Raw genomic sequence first — 26,885 nt, forward strand, 5'->3', positions numbered from 1 at the left:
CTACGTCAGCGACGTGGACGTGGTGTTCGTCGGCGAGGGCGACCACCGAACCGGCCACCCCGCCACAGAGCTGGCCTCACCCACCCACCCCCGACCGCCTCACGGCGACATCGAACCCGCCTGCGGCGGATACTCACCCCCGCCAACCCCCACACCGCCCGCACCCCAGCGCTGCCCCCCACCCACCGCGCGAACACCACCGCCACCATCACCGTCCGGCGACACCACGCCACTCGGCACGTCCGGTTCACCCTCGACACCCACACCGGTGACATCCCCACCGACACGGCCCGCGTCGCCGACGCCCTCCCCCGGTTCAACCGACTCATCCCCGGCCGACGCCGAACGCGCCACACGCACCAGCGACGCCACCATCTGATCCGACATCCCGGTGTAGCGCGCCAACTCGACCTCGCCGAACACCTCCAGCGCCGCCATCACCGTCTGCGCCAACCCCACCCGGGCCGCCTGCTTCTTCGCCCGCTCCGCACCGACATCCCGCCCGAGCTGCTCACGCAGCACGGCGACCCGCTCACGATGCCGCCTCCGCAACACCGCGATCCGCTCGTCACTACCGCGCTCCACATCCTCGGCAGCCTCAACGGCCCGCGCGACATCCCGGATCGCCGTCGTGCGCAACCGCGCCCGCCGCTTGTCCTCCTCCGCCACCTGCCGCGCGATATCCCTCGCCGACAAAGCCACAATCCCGACCTCCGCTCCACGCACATCCCCCTGGGAGCACCACCACAGTAAACGCCGCTTCGGCCCGACTCCAGCACAAAGAACACGCGTCACAGCGGCACAGACCTGCTGTGACGCACCCTGGGGCGTGCGACTGCGTTTGCCCGTCGGATACCTTTTCATCCGACGAAAGGTCGGTATCACACCGCCCATTGCGAACAATCCGCAGCAAGATCGACGAGTTTGTACTATGGTATCGACGAGATCACCACGTCGAGCTGATATGCCCGGTGTGGTGATCTCGGCCCCCACGCCAAGAGCAGAACGGCGACAGGACGTACTCCTGGTCGCCGAGCGGCGCGTGGGGAGGTGATCGAGTGGCCTACGTCAAGCCCATCGGGTTCAACCCGGTGGAGATCGACTACCGACTCGGCGAGCATGGCTCGTGCAGCGGCTCCGACCGCGAACGACGACTCTCAACACACCCCCAAGGCGGGCCGCAAGGGCTGCTGTGGATCGGGCAGGGGCTGCGCGAGGTCGGTATCACCCCGCTGAGTCCGCTGACCCGCGACCAGTTCCCTCAGGCACGGGCCCTGGCCACCGGCCATCATCCGCACACCGGCGAGGTGCTGGTGGAGCCGAAGAAGGCCGTACCGGAGGACGCGAAGCTACCGATCTCGCCGCTGGTGCGCGCCGTACACGGCATCGCCGCCCAAGCCGGGGTGCCGGTCTCGGAAGTGCTCGCGGATCGGAAGCTGCGCGACATGTTCGCCACCGCAGAGCGGGTGTGGCGGGCCGACGGAGAAACCGCACGTCTGCGCGCCGACCATGCCGGTCTCATCCTCGACGCCCTGGGCCTGGCCCCGGACGAGGTGTGGCAGCCTGGCGCTTTCGCCAAGGCGACAGCGAACCTGTTCACCGTCGTGCAGACCACCGGCCGTACCGGCAAGCCGCGCGCCAAGCGGGTTCCGCGGCGGGTCGTCACGGGCAACGCCGCCTACGACCTCACCGTGGACATCCCCAAGGGCGACTCGGTCTTCCTGGCTCTCGCCACCCCGGAGTTGGCCGCGCAGGCGGAACCGATGTACCTCCAGCAGGTGCTGCGCACCTTCGACTGGTTGGAGAAGCGCACCGCCTACGGCATGCGCGGCAAACACGGCCAAGGCAAGACAGCGGCCACCGTCCCCGGCTCCGGTTTCCTCGGCTGGGCGATGATCGAACGCACCGCCCGCCCGGTCGAGGGCATGCCCGTGGGCGATCCGCACTGGCACGTCCACCTCACCCTGGCCAACATGACCCGCGGAGTGGAGGACGGCAAGTGGAGCACCATCGCCGCCGGAGGCCGCGACCTGGTACGGCACGCCCCGGTGGTGCAGCACATGGTGCATGCGCTGATCCGGCACCAGATGACCACCCGGTTCGGGGTGCGCTACCGCCGCAGCGAACGCACCGGACGGTGGGAAATCGCCGGCATTGCCGACGACACGCTGCGCCAGTTCAGCAAACGCAACGCCGACATCCGCTCCCTGCTCACCCAGCTTGGACATGATCCCGACACCGCGACCCGCGTCCAACAGGACCTCGCGGCCCGGCTGACCCGCCGCCCCAAACACGCCCCGGGACGCGCCCACGGCAACTACGCGGACAGGCCCGACTCCACCCTCCAGGACATCTGGCAAGGACAGGAACTCGCCGCCGGACGCGACCCGGCCGAGCAGTTGCGGCGTGTCCTCGCAGGCGGACACCTGCCCGAAGACGGTCAGCCACCCGAACCCGAGCCGGTCGTCACCGCCGAGACCATCGCCCGGCAGCTGCTCGACCCGGCCGTCGGGCTGACCTCGCACAGCCGCCGCTTCACCCGCGCCGACGCGCTGCGCCACGTCGCCGACGCCATGCCCGGCGGCTACGAGTCGCCCGAGGCGATCGAGGCCATGACCGACCGCGTCCTGGCCCACCTCGGCTTCGTCCGGCTACCCCAAGGCGCGGAACTGGTGCACGGGGTGGGCGCGAAGCGGTCCCTGGCCGCGCAGCACATGGTCAACGCGCAGCAGTTCACCACCACCGACGTCGTCGACGCCGAGACGATCATCCTGCGCGCCGCACGGGCCAGCCACCCTGACCAGTCACCGGTCCGCGTCACCGACCCGGACCTGCTCCAGATGGCCCTCGACACTGTCGAGGCCGCCCAGGGTTATCCGCTCTCCGACGAGCAGCGCGCCGCTGTGACACGTCTGGCCACCGACGGCCGCATGATCGACACCGTCAACGGTGCTCCCGGCACCGGCAAGACCACCCTGCTGCGCGCCCTGCGCACGATCCTGGAGGCAGCCGGGTACGTGGTGCGGGGCGCGGCCAGCGCCGCGGTCGCCGCCCGCAACCTCCAAGCCGAGTCCGGCATCCCCTCCAAGACCCTGACCTCGCTGCTGAGCAGCGTCGAGGCCCCGGACAGCACGGTGCTCGTCGGCGTCGACGTGCTCGTGGTCGACGAAGCCAACCTCACCGACGACCGCGACCGGGCCCGGCTCTACCAACGGGCCGCCCACACCGGCACCCGGATCGTCGAGGTCGGCGACAAGCTCCAACTGCGCGGCGTCGGCGCGGGCTCGCTGTTCGGCCACGTCCACCGCCTCGTCGACGGCCCCGAACTGGTCGACAACCGGCGACAGCGCGACGAGGACGAACGCGAAGCCATCGCGATGTGGCGCGAGGGCCGCTACAGCGAATCCCTCGCGATCTGGATGCTCAACAACCGGCTGGTCGCCACCGACACCACCTCGGAGGCCACCGCCGCCATGCTCGCCGCCTGGGCGCGGATGCGCACCGGAGCACCCGACCCGCACACCGAGATCCGCGGCCTGGTCATGCTCAGCGCCACCCGCGACATGGTCGACCGGCTCAACCAAGGCGCCCAAGCCCTGCGCCTGGCCGGCGACGAACTCGGACCCGGACGCACCTACGCGCTGCGACACGGTGGCGAGATCCGCTTCCACATCGGTGACCACGTACTGATGCGCATCAACGCCGTGCAGCGCCGCACGCTGGCCGACACCGACATCCTCAACGGCTACCGCGCCGTCGTCACCCACATCGCCGACGACGGCACCCTCACCGTCGAATGGCAAGAAGACATCGCGGACGGCCGCACCACTCGCCTCGGCCGGCTCACCCCCGAGTACATCGCCCGCGGCGGAGTGTCCCTCGGCTACGCCATGACCGTGCACAAATCCGAGGGCCTCACCGTCGGTGACCAGTGGCGCGGCCCCGACGGCAAATGGTCCGGCGGCACGGTGCTGTTCCACGCCGCCGGAGCCGACAACCCCGCAGCCCACGTCGCCACCAGCCGCCACCGCAGCGCCGTGCACCTCTTCGCCCCACTCGACGCACTCGACACCGAACTCGAAGCCACCGACCGACCCGAGCCGCACACCCGCGCCGAGCGGATGGAACGCGCCGTGGAGAAACTCGCCCACCGCGCCCGCGCCACCGAGACCTCACCCGACGACTTCCCCGTCGTCGTCCAACTCGGGCTCGCCGAGTTCCGCGACCTCACCGACGCCCAAACCCGCGAGCAGCACGCCCACGACGCCGAAGCAGCGGCACGCGAAGCCGTCCGCCGCCGCCAGGAGCGCGCCGAGCACAGCGACGAAGCCAAGCAGGCACGCGCCGAACGGGACCAGCAATCGCGAGACCGAGCGGCGGCCCTGCTGCGCGAGGTGTGGCGCCACGAACCAGACCTGGTGGAGAGGATCATCGCCGCAGCCGCGTTCACCACCGTGGCCCGACGCCTGGCCGAGGCCGAGGAATCAGTGCTGGATGTGCGTGAGGTGCTGGGCCAGGTGCCGCTGCGCACCGTCGCCTCCGACGCGGTCGCCGACCCTGCGGCGTTCACCGCGTGGGCTGTACGCGACGCCGCCGAACGCCTCGCCGACGGCCGCGTCGACGCCAAGCGTGAGCAGGCCGAACACCGACACCAATGGCAACTGCTGCGCGACCAGGTCGCCGACCTGATGCGCGAGACCTGGACCGCACGTCCCGAACTGGCCGAAGCGGTCATCACCAGCTCCACGTTCGACGCCGTCGTGCGCCAACTCGACCGTCAAGCGGTCGGTGGACTGGACGCCCGCACCCTGCTGGCACGCGTCCCGCTGGCCAAGGTCGGCCACGACAACGTCGAGGACCCGGCCCGCCTCACCGCCTACTTCATCAAACGCACCGCCGGGGCCCACCAGTGGGAGGCGGGCAAAGCGCAGCGGGGCAGCGACCGGGCAGCCGCGGAGCGCCACCGCCGACGCATCGCCCTCGAACACCTACATCAGGCGTGGCCCGATCATCCCGAGGTCGTCGACCTCGTCGCCGGCGGGCCTGCGTTCGGCGCGCTCGCCCAGCGCATCGAGCAGGCCGCCGAAGCCGGCGTCGACGTGGACGCCGCGCTCCGCCGGGTCTCACCGGTGCAGGTCAGCGGCCGGCGGGTCAACAACCCCTCGGCATTGGCAGCCGCCGCCTTCCAGCGCGCCGCACAACAGCAGGTCGAGCCCGCGAAGACCGCCCCGGAAAGCGCCGGCCACCGCCTCGACGTCCGGCAGCCCGAAGCGCGAGATGCGTGGCACTGGGCGGAACGCGAACACGGCCGCCACGACGACGAGCACCTCCACCGCCTGCTCGCGGCCGGGCAACAGCGCCTCGCCGCCCTCGACCGTGCCCTCGGCGAAGCGCGCCGACAGGCCGACGAACTGCGGATCCAGGTCGACGCCCAAACCGGTCCGGCCGTGCGGGCGCTCGACGAGCACCTGCACCGGCTCCGCGAGCAGGCCGACCTGGTGCATCAAGCCGACGAGTTGGAAACGCGCTGGCACGCGGTCTTGAAGCAGGCAGAGAACGCCGCCGCCGGCCGCGCACAGGCCCAGCACGCCCTCGATGCTCTCGGCCCGCTGGCCCGTGCTCGCCGCACCGAGCTGTCCGAGCAGGTCCGACGGCACACCGAGCTGGAGGAACAGGCGCACGCGCAGGCCCGTGACCTCGCCGACCGGGCGGCCCAGCTTCACGAGCGCACCGGACCGCCTGAACAGCGCCACCGCACCCTCGTGCGTGCCAACGCCGCCGAGAAGGACCACGAGTACGCACGCCCCAGAGCCCACCGACGCGACCTCGACACCCTCGGCGCCGCCCAGGACCGCGTCGAACGCCTCACCGCCGAACACCACAACCTTCGCCGGCGCATCGACGGCCTGCGCACCGAGGTCGACCTGCGAGCCGATCAGCCCGAGAAAGTCCGCGAACGCGAACGACAGGAGCGTGACACCGAACTGGTTCCCGCCGGTGATCACGTCGGCCGAGCACCGCAGCCGGCCGTCGAGCATCAGCCCCACCTCGACGACCTCGAACCTCCTCCCCCTGGCGGCGGGATCGAACCCCAGCCGGGCGATCAGTAGCGGACCACCGGATAGCTCAACCTCGACGCGGCACGCGGAGGACGAGTCGTGCTCCGGGACATCGCGCTCACACAGGTCGGCGTCATCCAGATCGATTTCGAGCACGTCTCGGCGAAGGTGCGCAACGACGGACCGTCTGCGAAGGAGGGCGGAAGGTCACCCGAGTGGGCGTATCGCTGAGCGGGATGGTCCCCGTGTCCGGACGTGGGTATCCAACGAGACACGTCACCTGCTCTACAAAGGAAGTGATCGTGATGCGCCGCCACCTTCTGATAATGACGCTCGCCGCCGTGATGACCGCGACCGCCGTCGGCCCGTCCACCGTCACCGCCGCACCGGCCGACGACGAAGACCAAGTGCCCCTGTTCGTCGCCGCGGACCGGGAGATCGCCTCGACCTTGCAGATCGCGGTCTGCATCATCAAGTTCGACCCAGCCAGCGGTAAGGGTGAGTTCGGGGTCGGCACACTGAGCCCGGAGGACACTCCACAGGGCGCGTACGTGGCCGTGCCGGCCCCCTTGCCGCCCAGCAACGCAGTCGAGGACTCCACCCCGCGGGACGCCAAGGACGACTACTTCGACGGCGCGGTCGTCGTCAATCGCGACGGAGTATGGAGCCAAAGCGTCATGGCCTATGCCGACAGCAACGGCGATATTCGCTACACCGTGGGCCAGGGTTACGTCGGTCAGACCGGTGTCCATGTCTATGGAACCGAAGCCGGAAACTATTTCGAATCCGGAAATGATCGAACTTCCGTTAATCCCGAAAAGGTAACGAAAATCTTCGTCAAGTTCCCCAAGCCGCCTGGCGTGTGACCCCGCAAGTGGCCGCGAACGATCTCGGTTGAGCGTGACGGCCAGCGCGCAGGAGCGGTGCGCTCGCACTGATCGGCGTTGCACCGTGATCGCGCACCGAGCAACAGGTCTGCGTGGATCGGACCCGATTGGTTCGTCTTCCGAGTGAAACACCGTCCGGCGACGGACGATCGGGATCAGCGGTGGTTCCATGCCCGTCATGGAGGACGATGCAGCTCTGTTGGCGGCACTGCGTCGTAGGCAGATGCGGGCTCGGGGGTTCTCCGGCCGCGGGAACAGCATGGGACACCCCGCGGTGATCGGTGAGCGCGTGGGGCCGGTGCTGCGCAAGCACCTGCCGGGCGTGAGAGGGGTCATCGTGCGTGCCGATCTCCGAGGATTGCACGGCTCGGACCTCGACGCGCTCATCGCCGACCAGTGCACCTGGGCCACCCGACTGGGACTGCCCATCAAGTGGAACCACCACGACGGCCTACCCGACGATCTGCCCATCCGGCTGCGCGCGGCCGGGTTCCGGGTCGGCGAGGAGGTGACGCTGATGATCGGTCGGGCCGCGGATGTGGCGGCCGCGGCCACCGTTGCGCTGCCCGCGGGCGTCAGGATGCGCGAAGTGACCGAGCGCGAGGACTTCGACCGCGTGCGGCAGTTGGCCGAGGCTGCCCGCGACGCCCCGTGGCACTGGCTGCCCTCGGCCCTGGAGCACTGGGTCGTCGACGAGGTCGACCCGTGCACCGTCCTGGTGGCCGAGAGCGCGGACGGTCGAGCGGTCGCCACCGGCTGGGTCCGGTTCCACACCGGTACCGACTTCGCCTCCACCTGGGGAGCCGCAACCCTGCCGTCCTGGCGCGGCCGAGGGCTCCACCGCACGCTGCTGGGACGCCACGCCCGTCTCGCCGTCGACCGCGGCCACCGCTACCTGTACAGCGAGACCCTGCCCACCAGTCGGCCGACCGCAGTCCGACTGGGCTTCACCGCCGTGCGCACGTTGACCCCTTATCACTTCACACCCGGCGGTTGGTTCTGCCACTGATTGCGTGATCAACAACTTCAGGTGTCCACTGGCAGCTTCGGCGAGTCTGTGATCATGCTCGGAGTGTGGTCGTGACTGGTTGGGCGTTCTGCTGCCGCACCTCGCCGGCGTGGTGGTGGAGCGGGTCGAGCCGGCCGAGGACGTTCTCGGTGGTGAGTGGTTGCACGCGGTCCATGGCACGTCGTGGTCGAGGGTCCAGACGCCGTCCGAGCGCAGTCGGGTGAACGGGTAGGTGGCGGCCTGTGCGGGTTGGGTTGTCGAGGGCGGACCGAAGTCCCGGATCAGGGCTGCCGGCGTCCCGGTGTCCGCACTCCAGGACAGGCTGCTCGTGCCGGTGGTCGTCAACCGCCCCAGCGCGAGCAGTACCAGCAGCGGTTTGTGCGGTGACCGCTTCCCGCCCCGTCGGTGCTGACGCAGCGAGGACAGGCGGGCCGGCACCTCGTCAGGGGACATCGACTCGTCGACCACGAGGTGGATCATGACCGACTTGTGCGGCGCTACCGCACCGGTATTTACATGAGGAAAGCTCATGAAATCTGTGGACATCGCGCCGGGTTTCCGCGGAGTGGCGAGTGTGCGCTGGTGACCTCCGCACGGTGAGGGTGTCGCGTCGTGGGCGATACGAGAGTCGATCATGGGTGGTGGTGTCGTGTCCGTGTGGTAGACCGTCGGGCGTCGTGCCGTTCGGGGACGCCGGAGTTCGGCCACCAAGGGGAGGGAGTGCTGTGGACGAGGAGGTCTACCGCGAGTTGGCGGAAGGGCTGCTGAATCCGGGGCGGGTGTACGCGCGCGGGGAGGCGACGTCGAAAGGGTCGGTGGTTCCCGCGCGGTCGGGTGTCTATGCGTGGTACTTCGACGAGGTGCCGCCGGGCGTGCCGACCGAGGGCTGCCGGGTCGGCGGGTTCGGGACACTGCTGTACGTCGGGATCGCGCCGAAGGCGCCGCCGGTGAACGGTGCGCGGCCGAGCAGGCAGCACCTGCGCCAGCGGGTGGGCTACCACTTCGGCGGCAACGCCTACGGCTCCACCCTGCGGTTGACCCTGGGGTGCCACCTGGCCGAATCGTTGGGGATCGAGCTGCGCCGGGTGGGCAGCGGCACGCGACTGACCTTCACGAAGGCGGGGGAGGACAAGCTCAGTACGTGGATGGGCGCCCACGCCCGCGTGGCGTTCGTCCTCGACGACGAGCCGTGGAAGCTGGAGCACGAGCTCATCAAGCGCGAGGTCCTTCCGCTCAACATCGCCGACAACGCCCACAGCTCCTACTACCTGTCGCTGCGCGCGCTGCGCACCGAGCACAAGAAGCGTGCACGCGCGCTACCCGTCACCTCCTGACCGGTCCCCGGCAGGAGCCGGGAGCGGCTATCGGTGCGGAACCGGGTGGCGCCAGGGCGCGTGAGGGTCGTGGGTGCCGCGGGTCGAGCGAAGTGTGGACAGGACCTGCCGTTGGTAGCCGATGCCGCGGGTGCCCAGGTAGTGGTCGTGGACGTGGATGCGGTGGCCGCGTCGTTCGAGCAACTCATGGGCGGCCCGTAGCTTGGCGAGGTAGGGGCGGAAGAGGAAGGCGTGGACGTCGATGCCACCTGCCTCGGCCGACGGCGTCAGCTGGTCGGCCACGACCGCCGCCGACACCGCGTCCCGGTCGGTCATCGTCCGGTCGTAGGGTTCGACGAGCGTATCCAGGTCGAGCAGGCCGTGTCGCGCCGACAGGATCCGCACCGCCACACTGTGGCCCGCGTCGCGGGCCAGCTCGGCCTCCTCCTCGACCACGTCGAGGCACAACCGGAACATCCTCCCTGTGTAGAGGCTCCGCGCGGGGCTCGGCCGGGCAAGCTTCGCCCCTCCGCACGGGACCACGAACAGCATGCTGCTCACGTCCACGCTCACCACCTCATCCATGTCCGAGGTCACGGGCTGATCCCCTTCCACACGGTCGCAGAGTGACCATCGTGCTGGCCAGGAGGAAGTGTGCGCGGTGTGTCTCATGCCGGAAGGGCTTCATAGACCGTCATCAGCGCATGGGCAGTGACCAGACGATCGGGGAGGGTTCGGGCCAGCGCGAGGGCCCGGTGTTCCAAGTGGCGGCTGGTAGCAGAGGTTGGCGCGTTGGTGGCGAGGAGGGTGAGGCGGCGTACGCCTTCATAGGTTTCCGGCACATCCAAGGTGTACAGGGTGTGCCAGAGGGACTCGCGCAGGCGACTCGGGGCCAGAGCCAACAGGTCTGCCGCGAACATCGCGTGGTGGTCCACGTCAGGCACCTCCCAGGCGACCAAGATGTCGGTCAAGGAGCTCGAAGCCGCCAGTGACAGTGCCTCGCGGGCGAGGGTCTCCACGTCCTCCGGCGAGGCGAAGCGCGCCGCCTCCACCAGTGCCGCAGCTCGGAGAAGCGGGTCCTCGCCCTGGCGGAGCAGGGACAGGGCCTCGGTATAGAGGGAATGGCCGCCGTGGGGTAGCAACGCCAGCAGGGCCGTCGCCGCTTCGACGGGGTCGGGCAGTTCACGTGCCTGCTCGGCCAGACGGAAGACGTCCGAAGGGGAGTAAGCGAGCAACTCGGCCTGCACGAAAACCTGGTCGACCGGGTTGCGGATAGACTCGGCGGCCCGGTGCGCGTGGGTCAGTAAGGTGGGCCGCTCCTCGGGCGCGGCGAGGGGAACTACGGCCAGCAGGCTTCTGGCCAGCAGCGTCGGATTCTCGATGGCCAGCACGTGACGTATCGCGGTGCCTGTGCGCCACACCCCGAACTTCAGCAATGGCTCCAGCAGGTCCACGAACCCGGTGCCCGGCTCGACCGCCTGCCCGGCGAGGAACAACGCCGCCGCCACCTCGAACCGCAGCGACTCCGAGTCGCGGCGCAGTTCGGTGTCCTGGTCGGTCCGTCGTCGGGCGGCCTCGATCTCGGACACGACGTCCTGCGTGTAAGCGTCGGCGTCGACAGCGCGCCAAAGCTCCCATCGGCTCTCGACCGGGTACAGCACTCGCCGGATGTCCTGGTGTCGGCCCGCCATCCGCAGGTGCCTGATGAGGTGGCGGGTTCCGTAACCGCTGTGCAGGCTCGCCCATGCGGCCGGGTCCACATCCAGTCGGGCTAGGTAGAAGTCCGCGATGCGCCGGTGCGCCCCGGAGACGTGCTCGGACAACTCGTCCATGAGGTCGAGGGTCGCCACCGACAGCGCCGGGTCGTCCGGCACCTCACCGGACATGAACTCGTTGAGGCTGCGGTGGTAGACGGCGAACCGCCGCATCCCGCCCGTGCGCGTGACGCGGAGGAAGGCCCGGTACCGCCGCCAGCACACCTCTCCCACCGACTCCCGGCTCACGCCGGTCACCTCGCTGAGCATAGGCAAGCCCACAGCCTCGAACGCGGCGGCGAGCGTGCCGAGCACCGGCAGGTCCTGCGACGTCCAATGCGGGTCCCGGGTTCGGCGGGCGAGGTTGGCCGCGAAGTACTGAGACAAGCGCGGGGGTAGTCGGCGCAGGTCGCCGAGGTCCAGCTCGCCAGCGGCGATGTCGGGCAGCAGGGAGGACAGGTAGATCCACACGCCACCGCACTGCGCGGTGATCCGCTCGACGAAGTCCTCGGACTGCATTCCGTGCTCGTACAGTCGCTGGGCAAGGCCCGGCCGTACGGACGCGATGGCTAGGTATTCGCGCATGTCGGCCAGGTTGCGCGGGTCCTCGGCGGTGATCGGCGCGACCCGGCAGACGGTTTGGTCCAGTTCCAGCGTCGTGCCGGTGCGACAGGTGGCGACGACGTGCACGCCGGTCGGCAGGTGGGCGGGCAGGCCGAGCGGCACCGGCGTGGTGTGCGGCTGCTCCTCGTCCAGACCGTCCACGACCAGCGTGATCGTGTGCTCGCGCGACATCGCTTTATCGGCCGCGAGGTCCAGCAACGCGGCGAAGCTCGCCGGGTCGTCCACCCACTCCGGCACGAGGGTGCGGTCGAGGTCGGGCACCATGAACCGCTGCTCGATGTCCGGGAACAGATCGAGGTCCACGATCAACCGGGTGCCGAGGTTGCGTAGCGCCGCGCGGCGATCCCGTCCTCCCGGTAGACGGGTGAAGTGCCCAGGATAGCCGCGCCGGGCGACTAACCAGGCCGCGAAGCTGGTCTTACCCAGGCCTGCGTCGGCCTCGATGAGGAAGTAGCCGCTGCGGTGGTTCCCGGCGAATTCGTCGTACTGGTCGACCAGCCACCGCCTGCCGGTGAAGTCATCTACCCTGACCAGGTCGAATACCTTCTCCACGGGTTGCACGGCCAGTCGCAGCGGCGTGCCCGGCGGCCCGCCGACATAGGTGGTGACGTCGCCAGTGATGTCGCGGCCAGCGCTGATCGAGCCAGCACCGCTCGACGACACCGAACGCCTGCTCATCACGCCTACCCCACGTCGGTGGACGTGTCGCCGTCGATGTCGCCGCCCGCCGCCACCGACCCGCTGCCGCGAGCCTCCACGTCCGAGACCCCGAGGGGCGCGGCCGTGTTGGGCCCGCGTACCCGCGTGGTGGTCGTGCCGCGGATCGAACCGCCAGCCACGACGGAACCGGCGCCCGACGCGGACACCGTCGGCCGAGGCACGGCGGGCGTGGTCCACGTCAACAACACGACGTTGGCCACCACCAGCACCGACAGCAGGGTCCACCACAACCAGTACCAGTCGTCGGTCAGCACGTTGACCACGATCGAAACAGCGGCCTGCAGCACCGCCGAGCCGATTGGGATCAGTAGCCGCGCTACGGGCGAGCGGATCAGTCGTACCCGGCGTGGTGACGGTTGGTCCACGACGTGACTCCCTTTCGCGCGTCAGCTGAGCAGCGTGTAGTTGAGTTCCTCGCAGACCCGCTCCAGCGGCAGGTCCAGGCCTGGGTGCTCCAAGGGCAGCAGCACATCCGGAAAGGATGGGAGAGCAGATGCCGCCGGCGGGTCCCACAGGCAGATCAACGGCGCACCCGAGTCCATCGACGACCGGTACCAGAGGCCGTCGAGTTCGGGGTAGGCCGTGCGGATCGCCCGCGCCCACGCGTGCGTGTGGCTCGATGGTCCCGAGGAGATCTCCTGCGACGCCCCGACCCTGGTCGGCCACAAACCGGCCAGGTCGAGCAGACGCAAGGTCCGGCGAGGCCGCACCACCACCAGGAAGGGGCTGCGGGTCCTGCGGTCCACCACCGGCACGGACTGGAAAACCTCGGCGATCGACGTGCGAACCGAGAGCGAGAAGTAGAGGACCCCGTGCTCGGACGACGTCGTCGGCGCGCCTCCCTCACCCAGCGGCTGCGGGTCAAAAGCCGCATGCGGCAGCGGACCGGTATAGCGGAACGAATTCCAGCGCTGGGGGTGCATGCCCTTGACGTGGAAGACTCGTACCAGCCGGGTCGCCCGGTGCACCGCCACGATGTCCTCGGTGCGGCGCAGACCTGCTTGCAATACGGCCGGAGACGGTGGCATGGGCAGGCGCGGCATACTGGCTTCCACCCCCTTCGAAGCTTCCGGAGGAGTCTACTGGACCATCACGCCGCCATGCCGTGCGAACACGGCGTGGCGGTCGGCCAACGGCAGGGACAGCACGGCGCTCTGGCGGGCCGTCGAGGCCAACACCGCAGCTGATGGACTGGGTCGTGGCCGCGCACGGGGATCGTTCTGGTTCGACTGCACTCGATCTGGCGTGATCGCCTCATGCACTAGCTTCTGGGAGCGTCCGCCGTGGCTGGTGCGAATCGACTACGACGGCGTCACGTGTACATGCCGAAAACTCAGTCCATGTCTGTGACGTGGGACTCCGCCGATCGAAGACAGGGGAATCACCGTCAATTCTGAACGTGTTTAAGACACTCAGCCGAACCTCTCGAACATGTTCAGTTTGATCTTCACCGCCGGTCGAGTGTCAAGGTCGCGGTACCTGGCGGAATTCTGACACCCCTGTGCTTGCCGAAAATGTCGTCCGTGCAGTTCAGGCGGCGTGGTAGTACTCGTTGAGAATGCCTCCCAGTCGCGCCGTCGGCAGATGTTGAGGTGGGTGATGGTTGCTTGATCGGTGGCCAGTTGTGGCAGTGGCTGCAAAGGTCGGACATTGACGGGGCCGGTGGGTGTTGTAGAAGTGCTCGCAGTGGCGTAGCGCATGGAGTAGGTGCTGCTGGTTCCAGATGCATGCCGCGCCCGTCGGCGAGCCAGCGGAACATGAGCACCCTCATAGGCCATTCCGAGCTCTTGTCCCGACCGCGCTCTCGCCAAGAAGAACCGGCGCACCCGTTTCCGGTCATAGCGGCTGTGCACCCGACTCGACCGCACACCACAGGACGGCAAGCGGCAGCCCTCAGTGTCGTGCACGCCCAAACCTGCACGCCTGCGGAGGTCCGCTCGACCCGTTCGACCACCACGCTGGCGAGGTGCGGCAGCAGGGCTGCCAACCAGTCGCGATCACCCCCCGACCATGATCGCAGGCGCACGGCACGCAGCGTCGACCAGCCCAACAAGTTGATCACGCAATCAGTGACAGAACCCGACGGTTGATATCCCGGCTCGTACGCAGGCAGGGCCAGGCTGATCGGGTGATTACCGGTTGTAGCCCGTCGGATGCGCTGTACCCGGCTCGCTCGCGTCTGTTCGCGCCATCGCCGACACCAGCCGTTCCCCGTCCCGGCTACTTCCCGGCCCGCCACGTCCGCCGAGTGATCACGTGGGCAACCGGCCGCTCCGCCTCAACGGCGACCTGCCGTCGTCGCGGCGACTCGGCTACCGCCGGAATTCGAGCGCATCGGCGAGAGTTCGCCGGTCGGTGTCAGGCGGAGAGAACGGCCCGTCCCTTCGCTTCGAGACTTGCCCGCGCTCCTGGGTTTGCCGCCTACTCCACCGTCGCGCAGCCGTGCAGGACGGCGCACGCGCAGGGCACGCGTACCTCGACGGGAGCAGTCGCGGTCGACAGCGCGACGACGATCCGATCCGGTCCGTCGACCGACGTGTAGGACAGCGACTCCCTCGTCATGTCCAGCACGGTCCTCCTGGCCCGGTGCAGTCACGGGCGCGACTACGGGCCAGAGCCACTCGTTTGACCCTGACCTAGCGGACGGCTGGCATGCCAGCCGCCTGGGCGTGTTGAGTACTGCCCTGTGCTCGGCGGTCCGGTCAGCGGCCAGCAGCTCACTGGATGCCTGGTGAAGGCAACTCCGCATTGATCAATCCGTGGTCGGCGGTGAAGCCGAATGAGAAGTGCAACGCCGTGTTTCTCTCGTCGGCTTCCACAAGCTGATGGGGATCGACTGGGTGACGGGTCTCGCCAGGGGTGGTGCGCCAAGAGGCGGGGTGCGCGCCCGCGCGGCAGCTGGCAGGGTCGCTGCCCAGCAGATGGTTCAGCCGCGATCGAAAGCCGGGCAGGTAGCGCAGGTGATAGTCGCCGGCCATCAGCGGTGTGCTTCGAAGGTCGTGGTGACTGTCGTAGTAGACCCACACCATGACCGCGAGGTCGTGTGCGAGGCCGGGGTGCAGTTCCCAGCAGTCGGGGATGAGTTCGCGGCTGGACACGGCGTGGACAGCGTTGTAGTTGGCCACCCACCGCTGCACGGTCCGTCGCAGCGCTGCGGTCTCCTTCTTCGACAGCGCGGCCCACGTCCACGGTGTGCGTCGAATAGCAGTGGGTTCGGCTTCCAGGAGCGCCAGCAGCATCGCCACGTCGTGCTCGGCGGACGGTTCGGTGGCCGCTGAGGTGGCATCGATCGACTGGTCGTTCACGGTTGGACGCCTCCGGGAGGGGTGAAGGTGGCTCGCACGGCGGCAGCGGCCGCAGCTCCGCGGCGGCGGCTGTGTTCGCGACTGTTTGCCTCCTGGACGATTGCATCGACTGCGGCGACCTCGCGACGGATGCGGTAACGCAGCGCGCGGCGTTGGTAGATCGTGGGTGCGGAGGCCACGAACAGCCCTGCCCCGCGTGGGGCGATCACCGCGCGACCGTCGGCCAAGCGTTGTTGTTCCGACACCGGCAGGCTGTCCACCCGGCTGACCTGATCGCTGCCCCGTTCACGGGCTCGTTCGACGAGCGCCGCGTTGCCGGCTCGGGTGGTCAGTTCCGGGGCGACGGTCATGTCCAGTCCGCCGACGACGGTGACGCTGGCCGAGGCGCGCAGGGCGTCGGCTTGGGGGCCGTAGAGCTCGTCTTCCTGGCTGCTGCTCTGCACCGAGTAGAGGTAGTGGATGCCGTGTTTGCGCATGGTGTTGCCGACGTAGGGCAGGTTGGGCACCACGACGCTGTGCCGTAGTTCGTCGAGCACGGCGACGAACGGCACGGGCAGCCTGCCACCTGGGTGGGCGAGTGCGGCGGTGCGGGCGGCGATGAACATCTCGGCGGTGAACAGCGATAGCAGCGGGCGTACCCGGTGGACGCGGTCGGGGTCGGCCAGCACGTAGACGGTGCCGCCGTCGCGGACGAACCCGGCCATGTCGAACGATTCATCCGGGTTGATGTCGCAGAAGGCGCGTCCTTCGCGGCTGATCAGTGCGTTGATGGTGAGGGCGAGGTAGCGCTCGACGCCGGAGGTGGTGCGGTCGGCGCGGGTGCTCAGGTGGGTGGTGAGCGCGAGCAGGGCGGTGCGGTCGGTGTGCGGGTGTTCGGCGAGCACGCGGCGTGGGGTGGTGTGTTGGGTGTCGGAGAGCCACTGGGTGATTTCGTCGAGGCCGTAGCCGCCCAGCGCCGCCGCGTACAGCCACGCGGCCAGGACCTCGGCGGCGGAGTTGCGGAAGAAGGTGTCGTCGTCGCTGCCGCGCCGCTGGGTGCCCGCGGTGTCGGAGCCGGCGACCAGGGCGTGGGCGCGGCGGGTGGCCACGGCGAAGTCGGCGCACCCGTGGACGGGGTTCCAGCGGACCTGGGGGAATCCGGCGGTGAACCGGTTGGCCGGGTCGGAGAAGTCCACCGCGGCGACCGGGTACTCGCGGGTTCGGCGGTGGCGGGGCGACCATCGCAGTGGTGCCCGTAGGGGGCGGGTGGGCCGGTGGCGGCGGGCGAGCACGGTGTGGGTGAACACGGCGGGTTCGATGCTCAGCACCATCGCCGGGCCGGGCAGGTCGCGGATGATGGGGATGAGCAGGCGCAGGGTCTTGCCCCAGCCGGTGCGGCCGAGGATGCGGACGTTGTGCTCGAAGTGCGCCCACAGCGGCACCCACGGCGCCCACGGCCGCAGGGGGCGGCCCAGTCGGTAGCCGAACGCGGCGGTGGGCATGGCCAGTCGGGTCCACCATCGGCTTCGTGGCCAGGTCACCCGCCCCTTGCCGCGCGCCTGGCGACGGCCGAGCGTGCGCCGGACCTCGCGGGTGCTGGCCAACCCTTCGCGGCGGTACCCGGCCACGGGCGCGACCACGAACGCCAGCCATGCCGCCCACAGCGGTACAGCGGCAGCCGCCGGCCACAGCGGGTGCACCGGCCAGTGGACGGTCACCGGCCACCATGCCCCGTCTTCCTCAGAAGATGAAGCCGGGTTCGGCTCGGGAACGGTGACGGTCGAGGACGGGGGGCGGTAGGTCGGCAATCCCAGCAGCCCATCGTCCCTGTCACCGTGGACTGGTGAGTGCAGTTGGAGGCTGGGCGGGTGCCAGCCCTGTCCGTCGAGCACGGCGAGCAGACCCGCTGCCAGCCACACGGTCAGCAGCGCGCCGGCCAGGGCGAGCAGCAGGCCTGCGGTGCGGCGGCGGCGCTGCTCCAGCGTGGTGCTGTGTCGTCGAAGGATCACCATGCACGCACCACGGTCGAGTCGAATCCCGCGCGGGTGCGCACGAGGCTGATCTTGACGACGTCGCCGCTCTGGGGTGCCTCGACCATGTAGTGCACGCCCTGGAGCGCGCCGAGGTAGAGCGCCACGTGGGTGGCCGGGCGTCCCCAGAACAGCAGGTCTCCGGGTTGGGCCTGCTCCCAGGGCAGTGGGCGGCCGAACCGTTGCTGGTCCTGCGAGACCCGGGGCAGGGTGATGCCGACTTGGGCGAAGGCGTAGACCATGAGGCCGGAGCAGTCGAAGCCCACCGTGGCGTAGTCGCCGTGGGCGTCGGCGACGCCGCCGTCGCGGATGCCGATGGTGGGGCCGCCGGTGTTGCCGCCGCCCCAGGAGTAGCGGGTGCCCAGGTAGCTCAACGCCGCGGCCACCACCGTGGTGGCTTGTTCGTGGGGCATGGTGAGCGTGCCGAGGATCCCGGCCTCGGGAGGCAGGGTGATCGTGGTGCCGCTGACCATCACGCTGATCGGCCCGGACCCGCCGCCCGGTGCGCACACGATGCCCTCGGCTCCGTCGTTGCCGTCTTGGGCGGGGGTGCCGTTGTAGAGCTGGGTGGCCAGCGCGAGAGCCCACTGTTCCCAGCGGGCGTACCAGGAGGCTCCGGCGCCGGATGCCTGCACGGTCTGTGCCGCGTCGGCCGGTGTCACCGCCGGGTCGTCGTAGTTCGGAACCCGCGCGAGGAGTTGCTCGTAGAACGCCCTGGCGGTGTCGGCCGGATCGGTTCGGTTGACGCCTGCGTACAGCGAGCCCTGCTGCTGGAACAGCCCGAGGCTGCGTCCGCTGACCGCGTTCGGGTCCAGCGTCGACTCCTGCATGGCCGTGGCCAGGGCGATCGCGGTGCCGCGCCGTGTCACCCCGAGTCCTTTGCCGACGGCGACGATGGTGCGCGCGACGGCCATCTGATCGGCGGTCAGCGTGGCTTCCACCTGCTCGCTCGGAGCGGTTGTCTGCCCGCTCGCCTGACCGGCGGGTGGGGTGGTGACGGTGCAGCCACCGCGGGGCGGGGTCGCCGATGCGTCCTGCGCGCCGGCGCTGAGCAGCGCGACCAGTATCAGCAGGCTGACCAGGGCGGCTGCGCCGCCGAGAAGGCCCTTGACCATGGCCCTCAACCACCGACCGCGGCCAGGTCGACCCGCCACGTGCCGTCGGCCTGGCGCAGCACGATCCGGGTCGAGGACACCGGCTCGACGTAGCGGGCCCCTGCGGCGGTGGTGACCACCCGGTCGGCGGCGACCCGCACCACGACCCGCTGCGGGGTGCGGGGTGCGCTGGGCACGACCTGGGCGACGGGCGCGGAGCACCTGCCGGTTTCTCCGGCGGCGGTGGCCTGCTCCCAGCTGCGCGCGGCCTGTTCGTCACCGGCGGGGTCGAACAGTGACCAGGCGGCGTCGGTCATCGCCGGTTGTGCTCGCCGTTCGGCGTCGCCGAACTGATCTTCGCTGGTGCTGAACGGGCACCACCAGGACAGCCAGGCCCCTGCCGTGTCCTGCGGATCGGCCAGTTCGTGGCGTGCTGGTGGGCCCGGTGGGGCGGTGATCACGGCGATCGTCGCGGGGTCTGTCGCGGTCCGGGGCCGGGCTTCTGCGGGTGCGACGCCCGAGGGCGGGATGGGCGGTTGCTCCGGCAACGACCAGGTGGACGACGACGTGCCGGAGGCGGTGTTCGTCGGTGCCGTCGAGGTGGTGGACGCGACCTCGGTGGGTGCCGCTTCGCCACGCTGCTCACCTGGACGCTCGCGGGGTGCGCCTGGCTCATCGCCCCTCGACCAGGCTATGGCCACCACCGTGGCGATCACGGCGGCCACTGCGGCGAGGGCCGCGATGTTCCGGCGGGTCGGCACGGGCCGCCACGGCGCGCGCACGGCGTCACCGCCGTGGTCGTGGTTGAACCGGCGGTGCAGCTCGCCGCGCCGTCGCGCGCCGAGGTCGCGCAGCTCGCGCCGCCGCTGTGCTCGGGCGCGGGCACCCGCGCCCCACGGCCACCAGCCGGGTCGGGGACCGAGCAGGTCACTCCCCCACAGCGCGCGGCGCACCTGTCGTGCCACCTGCGCCGGGCGATCGGCCTCGTCGTCGAGCCGATCGGCGGGGAGGGGCGGCGTGGTTGCGCGCGGCTCGGAGTCGTGGCGTGCCGGGTCGGGATGTGCCATCGGTGCGAGTCTCCTTTCGCTGGTCAGCCGGGGTCGGTGTCGTCGGGTCGGCGTCCGGGCGCTCGACGTGGTCGTGGTGGCCGGGCCGCGTCCGGACCGTCCTGCTTCACCTGCCGGGGCGGTCGCGGGCGTCCGGTGCTGATCTGGTGGACACCACGACGACTGCGGGCGGGCGGTGGCGGGGTCTTGTCCGGTGGCGCGAGTCCGCGTCCGCCGGGTGGGACGACCCAGACCCGGCGCGTGTCGCCGGTGGCCTGTTCGGTGCCGGTTCCGCCGGGTGGTGCGACCCAGCGGCGGGGGCCGACCGCGGTGGCCCGTTCGGCGTCGAACGTCGCGCCCGGTCGCGCGTCCGGGTCGGGGCGCGGGCCCGGCTTCGGCCGCACCACCAGGCCGGGACCGGAGGTGATCGCGGTGTCGGGACCGGTGCCGTGCGGGCGTGTTCGTCGTCTTCCCGGGCCCTGCGCGTAGGGCTGCACTGTGGTGGGCGGCGTGACGCGGCTGGCGGTCGCCTCGACCGGTCCGCGGTCGATGTCCGCCGCCGTGCCCGCCTGTGACGTGAGCCGGTTACCGGCCGCGCGGGTCGCGGCGGCGGCCAGGCCGACTCCGCCGATCGCCGCTCCACCGGCCACGCGTGCCGCGCCGGCCGCGACGCGGGCGACGCCGCCGAACGTCTTGACCGCCGTGCGTGCCACCGATCGGGTGATCAGCGCGGAGCCGACGCCCATCGTGCGGGCGCCTTCGCCGCCGGTGAGGGAGTCGACCCAGGACTGCATCTGCACCGCCGAGGTCATCAGGGCGATGGTGAGCATGGTGACGATGAAGAACCCGTGCCGGCCGACGAGGCTGACGATGATCGTGGAGGTGACGGTCACCCCGGAGACCGTCGTGGTGATGGTCAGGGCTTGGAGGCTGCGGCCGAGGGTGTGGACGAGGTAGCGGGTGCCGGTCGCGCGTGGCCAGCCGGGTATCGGCCACAGCGTGAGGAACACCAGCCCGGCGACCAGGGCGAGCAGCAGCCCGACGGAGGCGTTGAGCCCGGCGATGACCAGGCGGATCAGCAGCAGCGCCAGGGGCAGCACCAGCAGGGCGAGCAGCAGCACGATGCCCAGCCGGGCCGGGTCCTGGCCGCGGATGTAGTCGCCGTGGGGGCCGAACTCCTCCACGGTGCCCTGCTCGTCGAGGATCTCCATCCACCGCTTCCACGTGTCGTCGTTGGCCAACGCGTGGTGACCTGCCTTGCCGCACACGTCGAGGGAGTTGAAGTGCGCCAGGCACCAGGGTGTGGCGCCGAAGTGGGACCACATGCTGTCGACGAGCCGACGCGTGCCCGCGTGCGGGCTGCCGTCGCCGATGGGCGGAGCCGGGAATCCGGTGGGGTTGTTCGTGTCGGCCACGAACCGGGTGGAGCTGGCGATGACGCCGTCGGCGATCTGCTGCCGCACCCCGTCGACGGTGGTCATCACGGTGGACGGGCCGGAGGCGAACAGCATCGCGGTGGCGGCGGTGGCGATGACCCAGCCCAGGTCGGTGGCGAAGCCGCGGCCTTCGCCGCGCCAGCGGGCGTAGGTCATGACCGCGCCGATCGCGACGGTGGCCGTGATCAGCGGCCAGAACACGTGGTGGGCGACCGAGTTCACCGCCTGGTCGATCCTGTCGCTGGACTCGGCGTAGACGGTGAGGTTGAGCAGCCACTCCAGCAGGGTCAGCGCGCCTTCCAGCACGCCGAGCACGAGCCACATCAGCAGCAGCGTGATCACGCCCATGATCTGGTACACCGGCAGCGCGACATCCAGCCAGCCCGACGCCGAATCGTCGGGCTTGACGGTGATGCCGTAGTCGGAGAACGAGTAGGTCTCGAACAGCGTCTTCGGGCCACTGCCGGCCAGGTCCGGGCCGGTGATCACGTCGTCGGCCACCGCGGTGGGCGTATGCCCGGCGATGAGCAGCCCCACCAGCCAGGCCAGGGTCAGCATGCGCTCGGGCCGGTTCCACAGCCACCGCAGCGGCCGCGGGGCGCGCTCGCGCACCAGCACCACCAGCAGCAGCGCGTACCGGCCCGTGCCGCGCATGAAGTTGGAGAGGCGAGCGGGTATGACGTGGCTGCTCATCGCGCCTCCACGGGCGTAGGTGCCATCGAGTCGACCAGCCACCGGTCCTCGACCCGCACGAGGCTGACCGTGATCTGCCGGAGTACCTGGTCGTGCGCCCGGACCGCGATCACCGCCATCGCGGACTCGGCGGTCCTGCTCGCACTGAGCACCCGGACCTCCGGTCGTGGCCGGCCCTCGGTGGGCAGGCAGCGTGCGTGACGGCCGAGCCGGGCACGCCACCGCGGCGTCGCGAGCAGGCAGGCGTCCGGGTCGTGCGCCTGGTGACGCTGCGCGAAGGCCAACGCCACCGACTCCGGATCGGCGACGTTCAGCGGCACCGCGCGGGCCGAGGGTGGCGTTTCGGGCCACGTCACCGCGATCGTGGTCAGGCCCGCCAGCGCGGCCAGGGACACCGCCGTCGTGAACCGGCCGGCGCGGCACCGTGCGATCGACGTGCTGGAAGACGCGACGGCGATCACCGCGCACGCTCCTGCTCGTCGGCCGACCGGTTCTCGACACCGTGCCGGGTAACGGCCTCGTCGGGTGCTGTGTCGTCGGGTGCTGTGTCGTCGGGTGCTGTGTCGCCTTCGCGGTTGTCGCGGGGGCCGGTGTCCGCAGGATCGGTGCCCGCAGGATCGGTGTCGGTGTCGTAGGCGTAGAGGTCGGCGGAGTCCTCGGCGGCGTCGGTGGACAGGGTGTCGGCGATCCATTCGGTGAGCCGGTCGAAGGCCACCAGGCCGAGCCGGTTGTGGCGGTCGCGCATCACGCACTCGCCCGGCCCCACCATGCCCTGCGCTTGGCGCAAACGCGGGCCCGCGTCGGGCCGGTGCAGCAGCATCGCCTGCGCCTGCTGTTCCTCCCGCCCCACCGCCTCGAACGCGGCCGACATGACCAACTGCTCGACCAGGCCCTCGATGGCGGCCATCTCGACCGCGGACTGGGAGTCCAGCAGCAGGTAGGTCTTGAGGGCGCGGCCGGTGCGGGCCAGCCACTGCACCAGCGAGCGGCCTTCCGGATAGGCGGTGATGCGGTGCAGCTCGGTCAACGCGACCAGCTTGATCAGCTCTCGGACGTGGCGTGACTGCATCAGTGCGTAGGCGGTGGAGGTTCGGAAGGTGGTCATCGCGCAGCGCTGCGGCACCGTCCACTGCTCCGGCAGGCTTCCCGGCTGCGGCAGCCCCAGGCCGTCCAGTCGCAGGTAGACCAGCCCTCGGCCCGAGAGGACGGGTGCGGCGCTGGCGGCGGGGGTGCCCAGCACGGCGCGCACGTCGGATTGCCGGGAGCGCACCGAGAGCGTCTCCCCCAGTGTCCGCGCCGCCTGTGCGGTCGGGGTGTCGCCGGGGGCGGCGACGAGTTCGCCGATCACGGCGGTGGCCGACCATCTTTCGCGGGGCCGGGCCAGGACCCGGTCGATCGCCGCTTCCAGCACCGCCTCGTTGCCGCGCCGGTCGTCGCCGCTCAAGACGCCGAGCAGGGCGTCGAGGGTCAGGGTGCGGGCCTCGTCGGCGGTCGGTGCCCACCGCATCGGGTCCATCGACCCGGCCGCCAGTGGGTCGGTGACGTCGATGACCTGCACCGGAACACCGAGGACGCGGTCGGCGACCTCCACGATCCCGGCCAGGTCGCCCTTGGGGTCGGCCAGCAGGCACCAGGCGCCCTCGGCCAGCGCGGCGAGCACCGTGAGCATCACCGCGGTCGACTTGCCCGACCCGGAACGGCCGGTGAACGACATGGTGGTGGGCATCCGCCGGTCCTCGGCGGTGCGGGAGACCAGGTGCAGCCGCACCGGTCCGGGCGTGGCACCGAGGTTGCCGCCGATGTAGGGGCCGCTGGTGTCGCCGACCGTGGAGCCGCCGTGGAACCACGATCCGGCCAGGGTGCGCATCGGCTGCACCTGCCCGAACTCCGGCACGCGCACCCGGTCGCCCGGTAGCAGTTCCCTCCACAGCAGGTCCTGGATGTTGGGGGCGAGTTCGAGGGCGACGATGCCGGTGTAGCGGCGGCGCAGCGCCTCGACGCGGTCGGTCAGCTCCTCCACGGTCGCGGCGTGCACCACCCACCGCGGGTGCGAGGTCGCCAGCACGTCGACGCGCCGGCGCACCTCCCGGTCACGTTCGGCGAGGGCGAGTTCGGCTTCGTCGACCTCCTCCGGCGGGGCGGTACCCGCCTCACCGGCCTCCAGGGACTGCGACCTGGTCCACTTGCGGCCGGTGCGCAGCAGCGCCAGCGATCCGGTGCGGCCGTGGTTGACCCCGCGCACCGACGCTTCCACGTCCGTCAGCTCGGTCAGCAGCGCCAACCACTCCCCGCCGGGGATCTCCAGCTCGTCGGCGGGAAAGCCGTTGACGGCGGGCACGAGCACCGCCACGTGCCGGGTGGTGTCGGTGGCCGCGTCCCTGGTGGTGACGTAGCGGCCGTCGGGGCTGGGAAGGACCTCGCCGTGCATGAGCGACACCAGCCGCGCACCAGACAGCTCGTCGTCACCGACCGGGGTGAGGTCGGCGGTGCGGCGCAGCTCACGGGCGTAGGCCCACGCGATCGTCGCGGCCGACGCCGGAACGCCTCTCAGAGGACTTTCGCGCAGCTGGCTGAACCAGCGCCGCACGGTGGGCTCCAGTTCGTCGACGCGGTCGCGGGCGTCGCGCAGCATCGCCGCGCGGGAACGCAGCTGGGAGGCGACGGCCCGGCGGCGGCGTTCCCACGGCGAGGCGGTGTCCCGGGTGGGCCAGCGGACGCCCAGCAGCACGATCCGGCGGCGGAAGTGTCCGACCTCGCTGTTGCGCGCGATGCGGTGTGCGCCCAGTTCGATGTAGTAGTCCGCGCCCGGCGCGCGAACACCGGGCGTCGAGGTCCAGCTGTCGCGGTAGTCCTCGGGCGAGTACCGCGCCCACATGATCTTGAGGTGGTATTCGGCGTCGACCGGCAGCAGCGTGTGCATCGCGGTGGCCGCGGCCCAGGTCGCGGCCTCCAGCTCGCCGTCTTCCATCAGCTCGGTGCAACCGTCCGGGATCTGCGCCCACGTCCACACCGCGTCGTCGGTGACCTCGACGCCGTCCTGGATCAGCAACGGCGCGGCGGGCGGATCGGTGATCCGACGCGATGGCTGTCCCTTGCGCGTCACGACGCACCACCTTCCCGATCGGAGTGGGAGACAGAGGTGACGAGGCGGGTGGTGACCAGCAGCCGGACAGGCTGTGACTGGTGGTTGTCGAGTTCCAGCAGTGGATTGCCGATCGGCCGTCGTCGTCCCGGCGCGTGGAACAGCAGCCGATCGCGCCAGGCGGCGAGCATCATCCGGCCGGTGTCGTCGCGCCGGGTGCCGTAGAGCACGAACACCACCGGCGGCACCAGGAACAGCAGCGGGGACAGGCGGTGCAGGATCGGCATGCCCAGCAGCAGGAGCACCGCCCACCACAGGCCGGTACTGGCGGCCGCGATCAGCAGGACACGCCGTTCGACGCCACGTCCCAGCGAGCGGCCGAACAGCTCGTACTGGCGGGTCTGGAGTTTCAGGTGAGCGGTGTCGGTGGGCAGTCTCATGCGGTGCCGCCGATGACGGACTGGATGACGCCCTTGAGGATGTTCTCCGCGGTGTCCGGGAAGAACACGAACACCCCGCACCCCAGCGCGGCGACGATCTGGGCGACCATCTTGCCGGGTTTGTCCTCCATGTAGGACCAGAAGGCGCGCACGCCGAGCACGATCATCAGCAGCACGCCCAGCAGCGCGAAGATCGCGTTCTTGATGCCGTCGAGGTTGACCTGCTGCAACGGTTGGGTCTGCGCCAGGTCCAGCGCGGTCATGATGGTGGTCGCGGTGTTCATCACGGTGCTTTCCCGGTGTCGATGTCGATGCCGGCCAGCAGCCAGCGGTCGTCCTGGCGGTGCAGGCCCACGCGGTAGGTGCAGGTCAGGTGCCCGGTGTTCTCGGCGATCCGCCACACCACGCTCGCCACCCCGGTGCGCTGTTCCGGTGGTGTGCCGGGGTGCGGCTGCGTGCCGCGCCACTGCCGCAGTTCCACGAGCACGGCCGCGTTCTGCAGCGGGGGGATCCGTGCTCGCGGTGCGCGCACGAAGTCCAGCTCGCCGGTGGCCAGCGCTTCGAAGAAGCTCTGCACGGCCTGCCGGGTGTCGCGGGTGAACCGGTCGTCGTTCACCGCCTCGACCGCGGGCACGGGTTCGGGCAGTGTGGTGCCGGGGTCGCCGACCAGAGCGGGAGGCGCGGTCAGCAGCACACGGCCGTCGTGCCGTGCGAGGGGAACCGCGAGGACCAGCCAGCGTGCGGGAAGCGCCCGCCACCCCGGCATGTCCGCCGGTGTGGGCTGTGCGGCCGGAACGCCGGGTTCGTCGGCGGGCGATGAGGTGCCGGGGTCCTCCGCGGGTGGCTGCGTCGATGACGGGTCCTGGGATTCCGCCTGCTCGTCCGGGGCGTAGGGCACGATCCGTACCCGCACGGTCAGCACGGCCTGGTCGGCGCCCGGCCGAGTGCGGCCCAGCACGGCGGGGCTGTCGGCGGACTGGCGGCCCTGCCCGTCCCAGCCGTCGACCTCGCGGTCGGGCAACGCCCACCGTCGCAGCACCTGCTCGCGGCGCTCCCGCTCCCGGGCATCCCAGGACAGGTAGTCCACCGCCACGCCCTCGGCGACCCCGTCGAGCACCTCGTCGGTGATCCCGGGCGCGGGGGGCGCTGTCGACGGTCGCACGAAGCCCAGCAGGGTGACGGTGACGTCGACCGCGCCCAACACCGTCAGCACGGTGATCGCACCCACCACGACCAGACGACGGATCCGCGTCCACGACGGTTCGCGGACGCCGTCGACCACGTCGAAGGCGGAGTGTCGCGCGGAAGCCCGACGCGGCGGCGTGGTACCGCCGGGAGGTACCGGTTCCTGCTGTGGCGGCACCGGGTGGGGTGGCTTCCACAGCGGTACGCCGTGGGGTGGCGCACCGGAGGT

At 70.5% G+C, this 26,885-nt stretch carries 21 protein-coding genes and 1 pseudogene; 5 read left to right on the forward strand and 17 right to left on the reverse strand.

Features of this window, described 5'->3' with window-relative positions:
- Positions 1–99 precede the first annotated feature (99 nt).
- On the reverse strand, positions 100–669 hold the full coding sequence (locus ACR807_RS22535; protein ID WP_438923363.1) for a hypothetical protein: 570 nt from the start codon (positions 667–669) through the stop codon (positions 100–102).
- A 389-nt stretch (positions 670–1,058) separates the two neighbouring features.
- Here ACR807_RS22535 and mobF point away from each other — a divergent pair, with 389 nt between their 5' ends.
- The 4 genes from mobF (at position 1,059) to ACR807_RS22555 (ending at position 7,955) form a co-directional block, all read left to right on the forward strand.
- Entirely contained in the window at positions 1,059–6,110 is a 5,052-nt protein-coding gene (gene mobF / locus ACR807_RS22540) for a MobF family relaxase (RefSeq protein WP_438923364.1), read from the forward strand.
- Between the two features lie 48 nt (positions 6,111–6,158).
- Positions 6,159–6,290 carry a hypothetical protein gene (locus ACR807_RS22545; protein ID WP_438923365.1) on the forward strand — a complete coding sequence of 44 codons (132 nt, stop codon included), beginning with the start codon at positions 6,159–6,161 and terminating at the stop codon, positions 6,288–6,290.
- Positions 6,291–6,355: 65 nt separating this feature from the next.
- The gene (locus ACR807_RS22550; RefSeq protein ID WP_438923366.1) at positions 6,356–6,925 is read left to right on the forward strand and encodes a hypothetical protein; all 570 of its coding nucleotides are present in this window, start codon (positions 6,356–6,358) and stop codon (positions 6,923–6,925) included.
- A 280-nt stretch (positions 6,926–7,205) separates the two neighbouring features.
- Complete coding sequence (locus tag ACR807_RS22555; protein WP_438923367.1) at positions 7,206–7,955, forward strand: GNAT family N-acetyltransferase; 750 nt, start codon at positions 7,206–7,208, stop codon at positions 7,953–7,955.
- Between the two features lie 121 nt (positions 7,956–8,076).
- On the opposite strand, the pseudogene ACR807_RS22560 reads toward ACR807_RS22555, so the two are convergent.
- Positions 8,077–8,435: pseudogene (locus tag ACR807_RS22560) on the reverse strand (phosphorothioated DNA-binding restriction endonuclease family protein); the annotation flags it as partial.
- A 245-nt stretch (positions 8,436–8,680) separates the two neighbouring features.
- On the opposite strand from ACR807_RS22560, the gene ACR807_RS22565 reads away from it, so the two are divergent.
- On the forward strand, positions 8,681–9,289 hold the full coding sequence (locus ACR807_RS22565) for a GIY-YIG nuclease family protein (RefSeq protein WP_438923368.1): 609 nt from the start codon (positions 8,681–8,683) through the stop codon (positions 9,287–9,289).
- Between the two features lie 27 nt (positions 9,290–9,316).
- Here the strand turns inward: ACR807_RS22565 and ACR807_RS22570 are convergent, their stop codons facing one another.
- The 15 genes from ACR807_RS22570 to ACR807_RS22640 all read right to left on the reverse strand — a co-directional run bounded on the left by ACR807_RS22570 (position 9,317) and on the right by ACR807_RS22640 (position 26,699).
- A complete protein-coding gene (locus tag ACR807_RS22570; protein ID WP_438923369.1) occupies positions 9,317–9,865 on the reverse strand; it encodes a DUF6884 domain-containing protein in 549 nt (182 codons plus the stop codon).
- Between the two features lie 71 nt (positions 9,866–9,936).
- Positions 9,937–12,324 carry a hypothetical protein gene (locus tag ACR807_RS22575; protein WP_438923370.1) on the reverse strand — a complete coding sequence of 796 codons (2,388 nt, stop codon included), beginning with the start codon at positions 12,322–12,324 and terminating at the stop codon, positions 9,937–9,939.
- Positions 12,325–12,329: 5 nt separating this feature from the next.
- Entirely contained in the window at positions 12,330–12,620 is a 291-nt protein-coding gene (locus ACR807_RS22580) for a hypothetical protein (RefSeq protein ID WP_438923371.1), read from the reverse strand.
- A gap of 132 nt (positions 12,621–12,752) precedes the next feature.
- Positions 12,753–13,409, reverse strand: coding sequence for an RES family NAD+ phosphorylase (locus tag ACR807_RS22585; protein WP_438923372.1), 657 nt, complete (start codon positions 13,407–13,409; stop codon positions 12,753–12,755).
- 1,378 nt (positions 13,410–14,787) lie between these two features.
- On the reverse strand, positions 14,788–14,928 hold the full coding sequence (locus ACR807_RS22590) for a hypothetical protein (RefSeq protein ID WP_438923373.1): 141 nt from the start codon (positions 14,926–14,928) through the stop codon (positions 14,788–14,790).
- A gap of 155 nt (positions 14,929–15,083) precedes the next feature.
- Positions 15,084–15,671, reverse strand: coding sequence for a hypothetical protein (locus ACR807_RS22595; RefSeq protein ID WP_438923374.1), 588 nt, complete (start codon positions 15,669–15,671; stop codon positions 15,084–15,086).
- Positions 15,668–17,662 carry a type IV secretory system conjugative DNA transfer family protein gene (locus tag ACR807_RS22600; protein WP_438923375.1) on the reverse strand — a complete coding sequence of 665 codons (1,995 nt, stop codon included), beginning with the start codon at positions 17,660–17,662 and terminating at the stop codon, positions 15,668–15,670. Before ACR807_RS22600 ends, ACR807_RS22595 begins: the two co-directional genes overlap by 4 nt.
- Positions 17,656–18,795: a C40 family peptidase gene (locus ACR807_RS22605; protein ID WP_438923376.1), complete on the reverse strand. Its 1,140-nt coding sequence runs from the start codon at positions 18,793–18,795 to the stop codon at positions 17,656–17,658. Before ACR807_RS22605 ends, ACR807_RS22600 begins: the two co-directional genes overlap by 7 nt.
- Positions 18,796–18,800: 5 nt before the next feature.
- Positions 18,801–19,841, reverse strand: a complete 1,041-nt coding sequence (locus ACR807_RS22610; RefSeq protein ID WP_438923377.1) for a hypothetical protein — start codon at positions 19,839–19,841, stop codon at positions 18,801–18,803.
- 23 nt (positions 19,842–19,864) lie between these two features.
- The gene (locus ACR807_RS22615) at positions 19,865–21,949 is read right to left on the reverse strand and encodes a hypothetical protein (RefSeq protein WP_438923378.1); all 2,085 of its coding nucleotides are present in this window, start codon (positions 21,947–21,949) and stop codon (positions 19,865–19,867) included.
- Positions 21,946–22,410 (reverse strand): hypothetical protein, encoded by a 465-nt coding sequence (locus ACR807_RS22620; RefSeq protein WP_438923379.1) that lies wholly within the window; start codon positions 22,408–22,410, stop codon positions 21,946–21,948. The genes ACR807_RS22615 and ACR807_RS22620 overlap by 4 nt, the downstream gene beginning before the upstream one ends.
- Positions 22,407–25,052: an ATP-binding protein gene (locus ACR807_RS22625; RefSeq protein ID WP_438923380.1), complete on the reverse strand. Its 2,646-nt coding sequence runs from the start codon at positions 25,050–25,052 to the stop codon at positions 22,407–22,409. The genes ACR807_RS22620 and ACR807_RS22625 overlap by 4 nt, the downstream gene beginning before the upstream one ends.
- A complete protein-coding gene (locus tag ACR807_RS22630) occupies positions 25,049–25,471 on the reverse strand; it encodes a hypothetical protein (protein WP_438923381.1) in 423 nt (140 codons plus the stop codon). Before ACR807_RS22630 ends, ACR807_RS22625 begins: the two co-directional genes overlap by 4 nt.
- Positions 25,468–25,755 (reverse strand): hypothetical protein, encoded by a 288-nt coding sequence (locus ACR807_RS22635; RefSeq protein ID WP_438923382.1) that lies wholly within the window; start codon positions 25,753–25,755, stop codon positions 25,468–25,470. Before ACR807_RS22635 ends, ACR807_RS22630 begins: the two co-directional genes overlap by 4 nt.
- Positions 25,755–26,699 carry a hypothetical protein gene (locus ACR807_RS22640; RefSeq protein WP_438923383.1) on the reverse strand — a complete coding sequence of 315 codons (945 nt, stop codon included), beginning with the start codon at positions 26,697–26,699 and terminating at the stop codon, positions 25,755–25,757. Before ACR807_RS22640 ends, ACR807_RS22635 begins: the two co-directional genes overlap by 1 nt.
- Positions 26,700–26,885 lie beyond the last annotated feature (186 nt).

This window comes from Saccharothrix sabaoui, from assembly GCF_051756985.1.
In the GTDB taxonomy this organism is placed as follows: domain Bacteria; phylum Actinomycetota; class Actinomycetes; order Mycobacteriales; family Pseudonocardiaceae; genus Actinosynnema.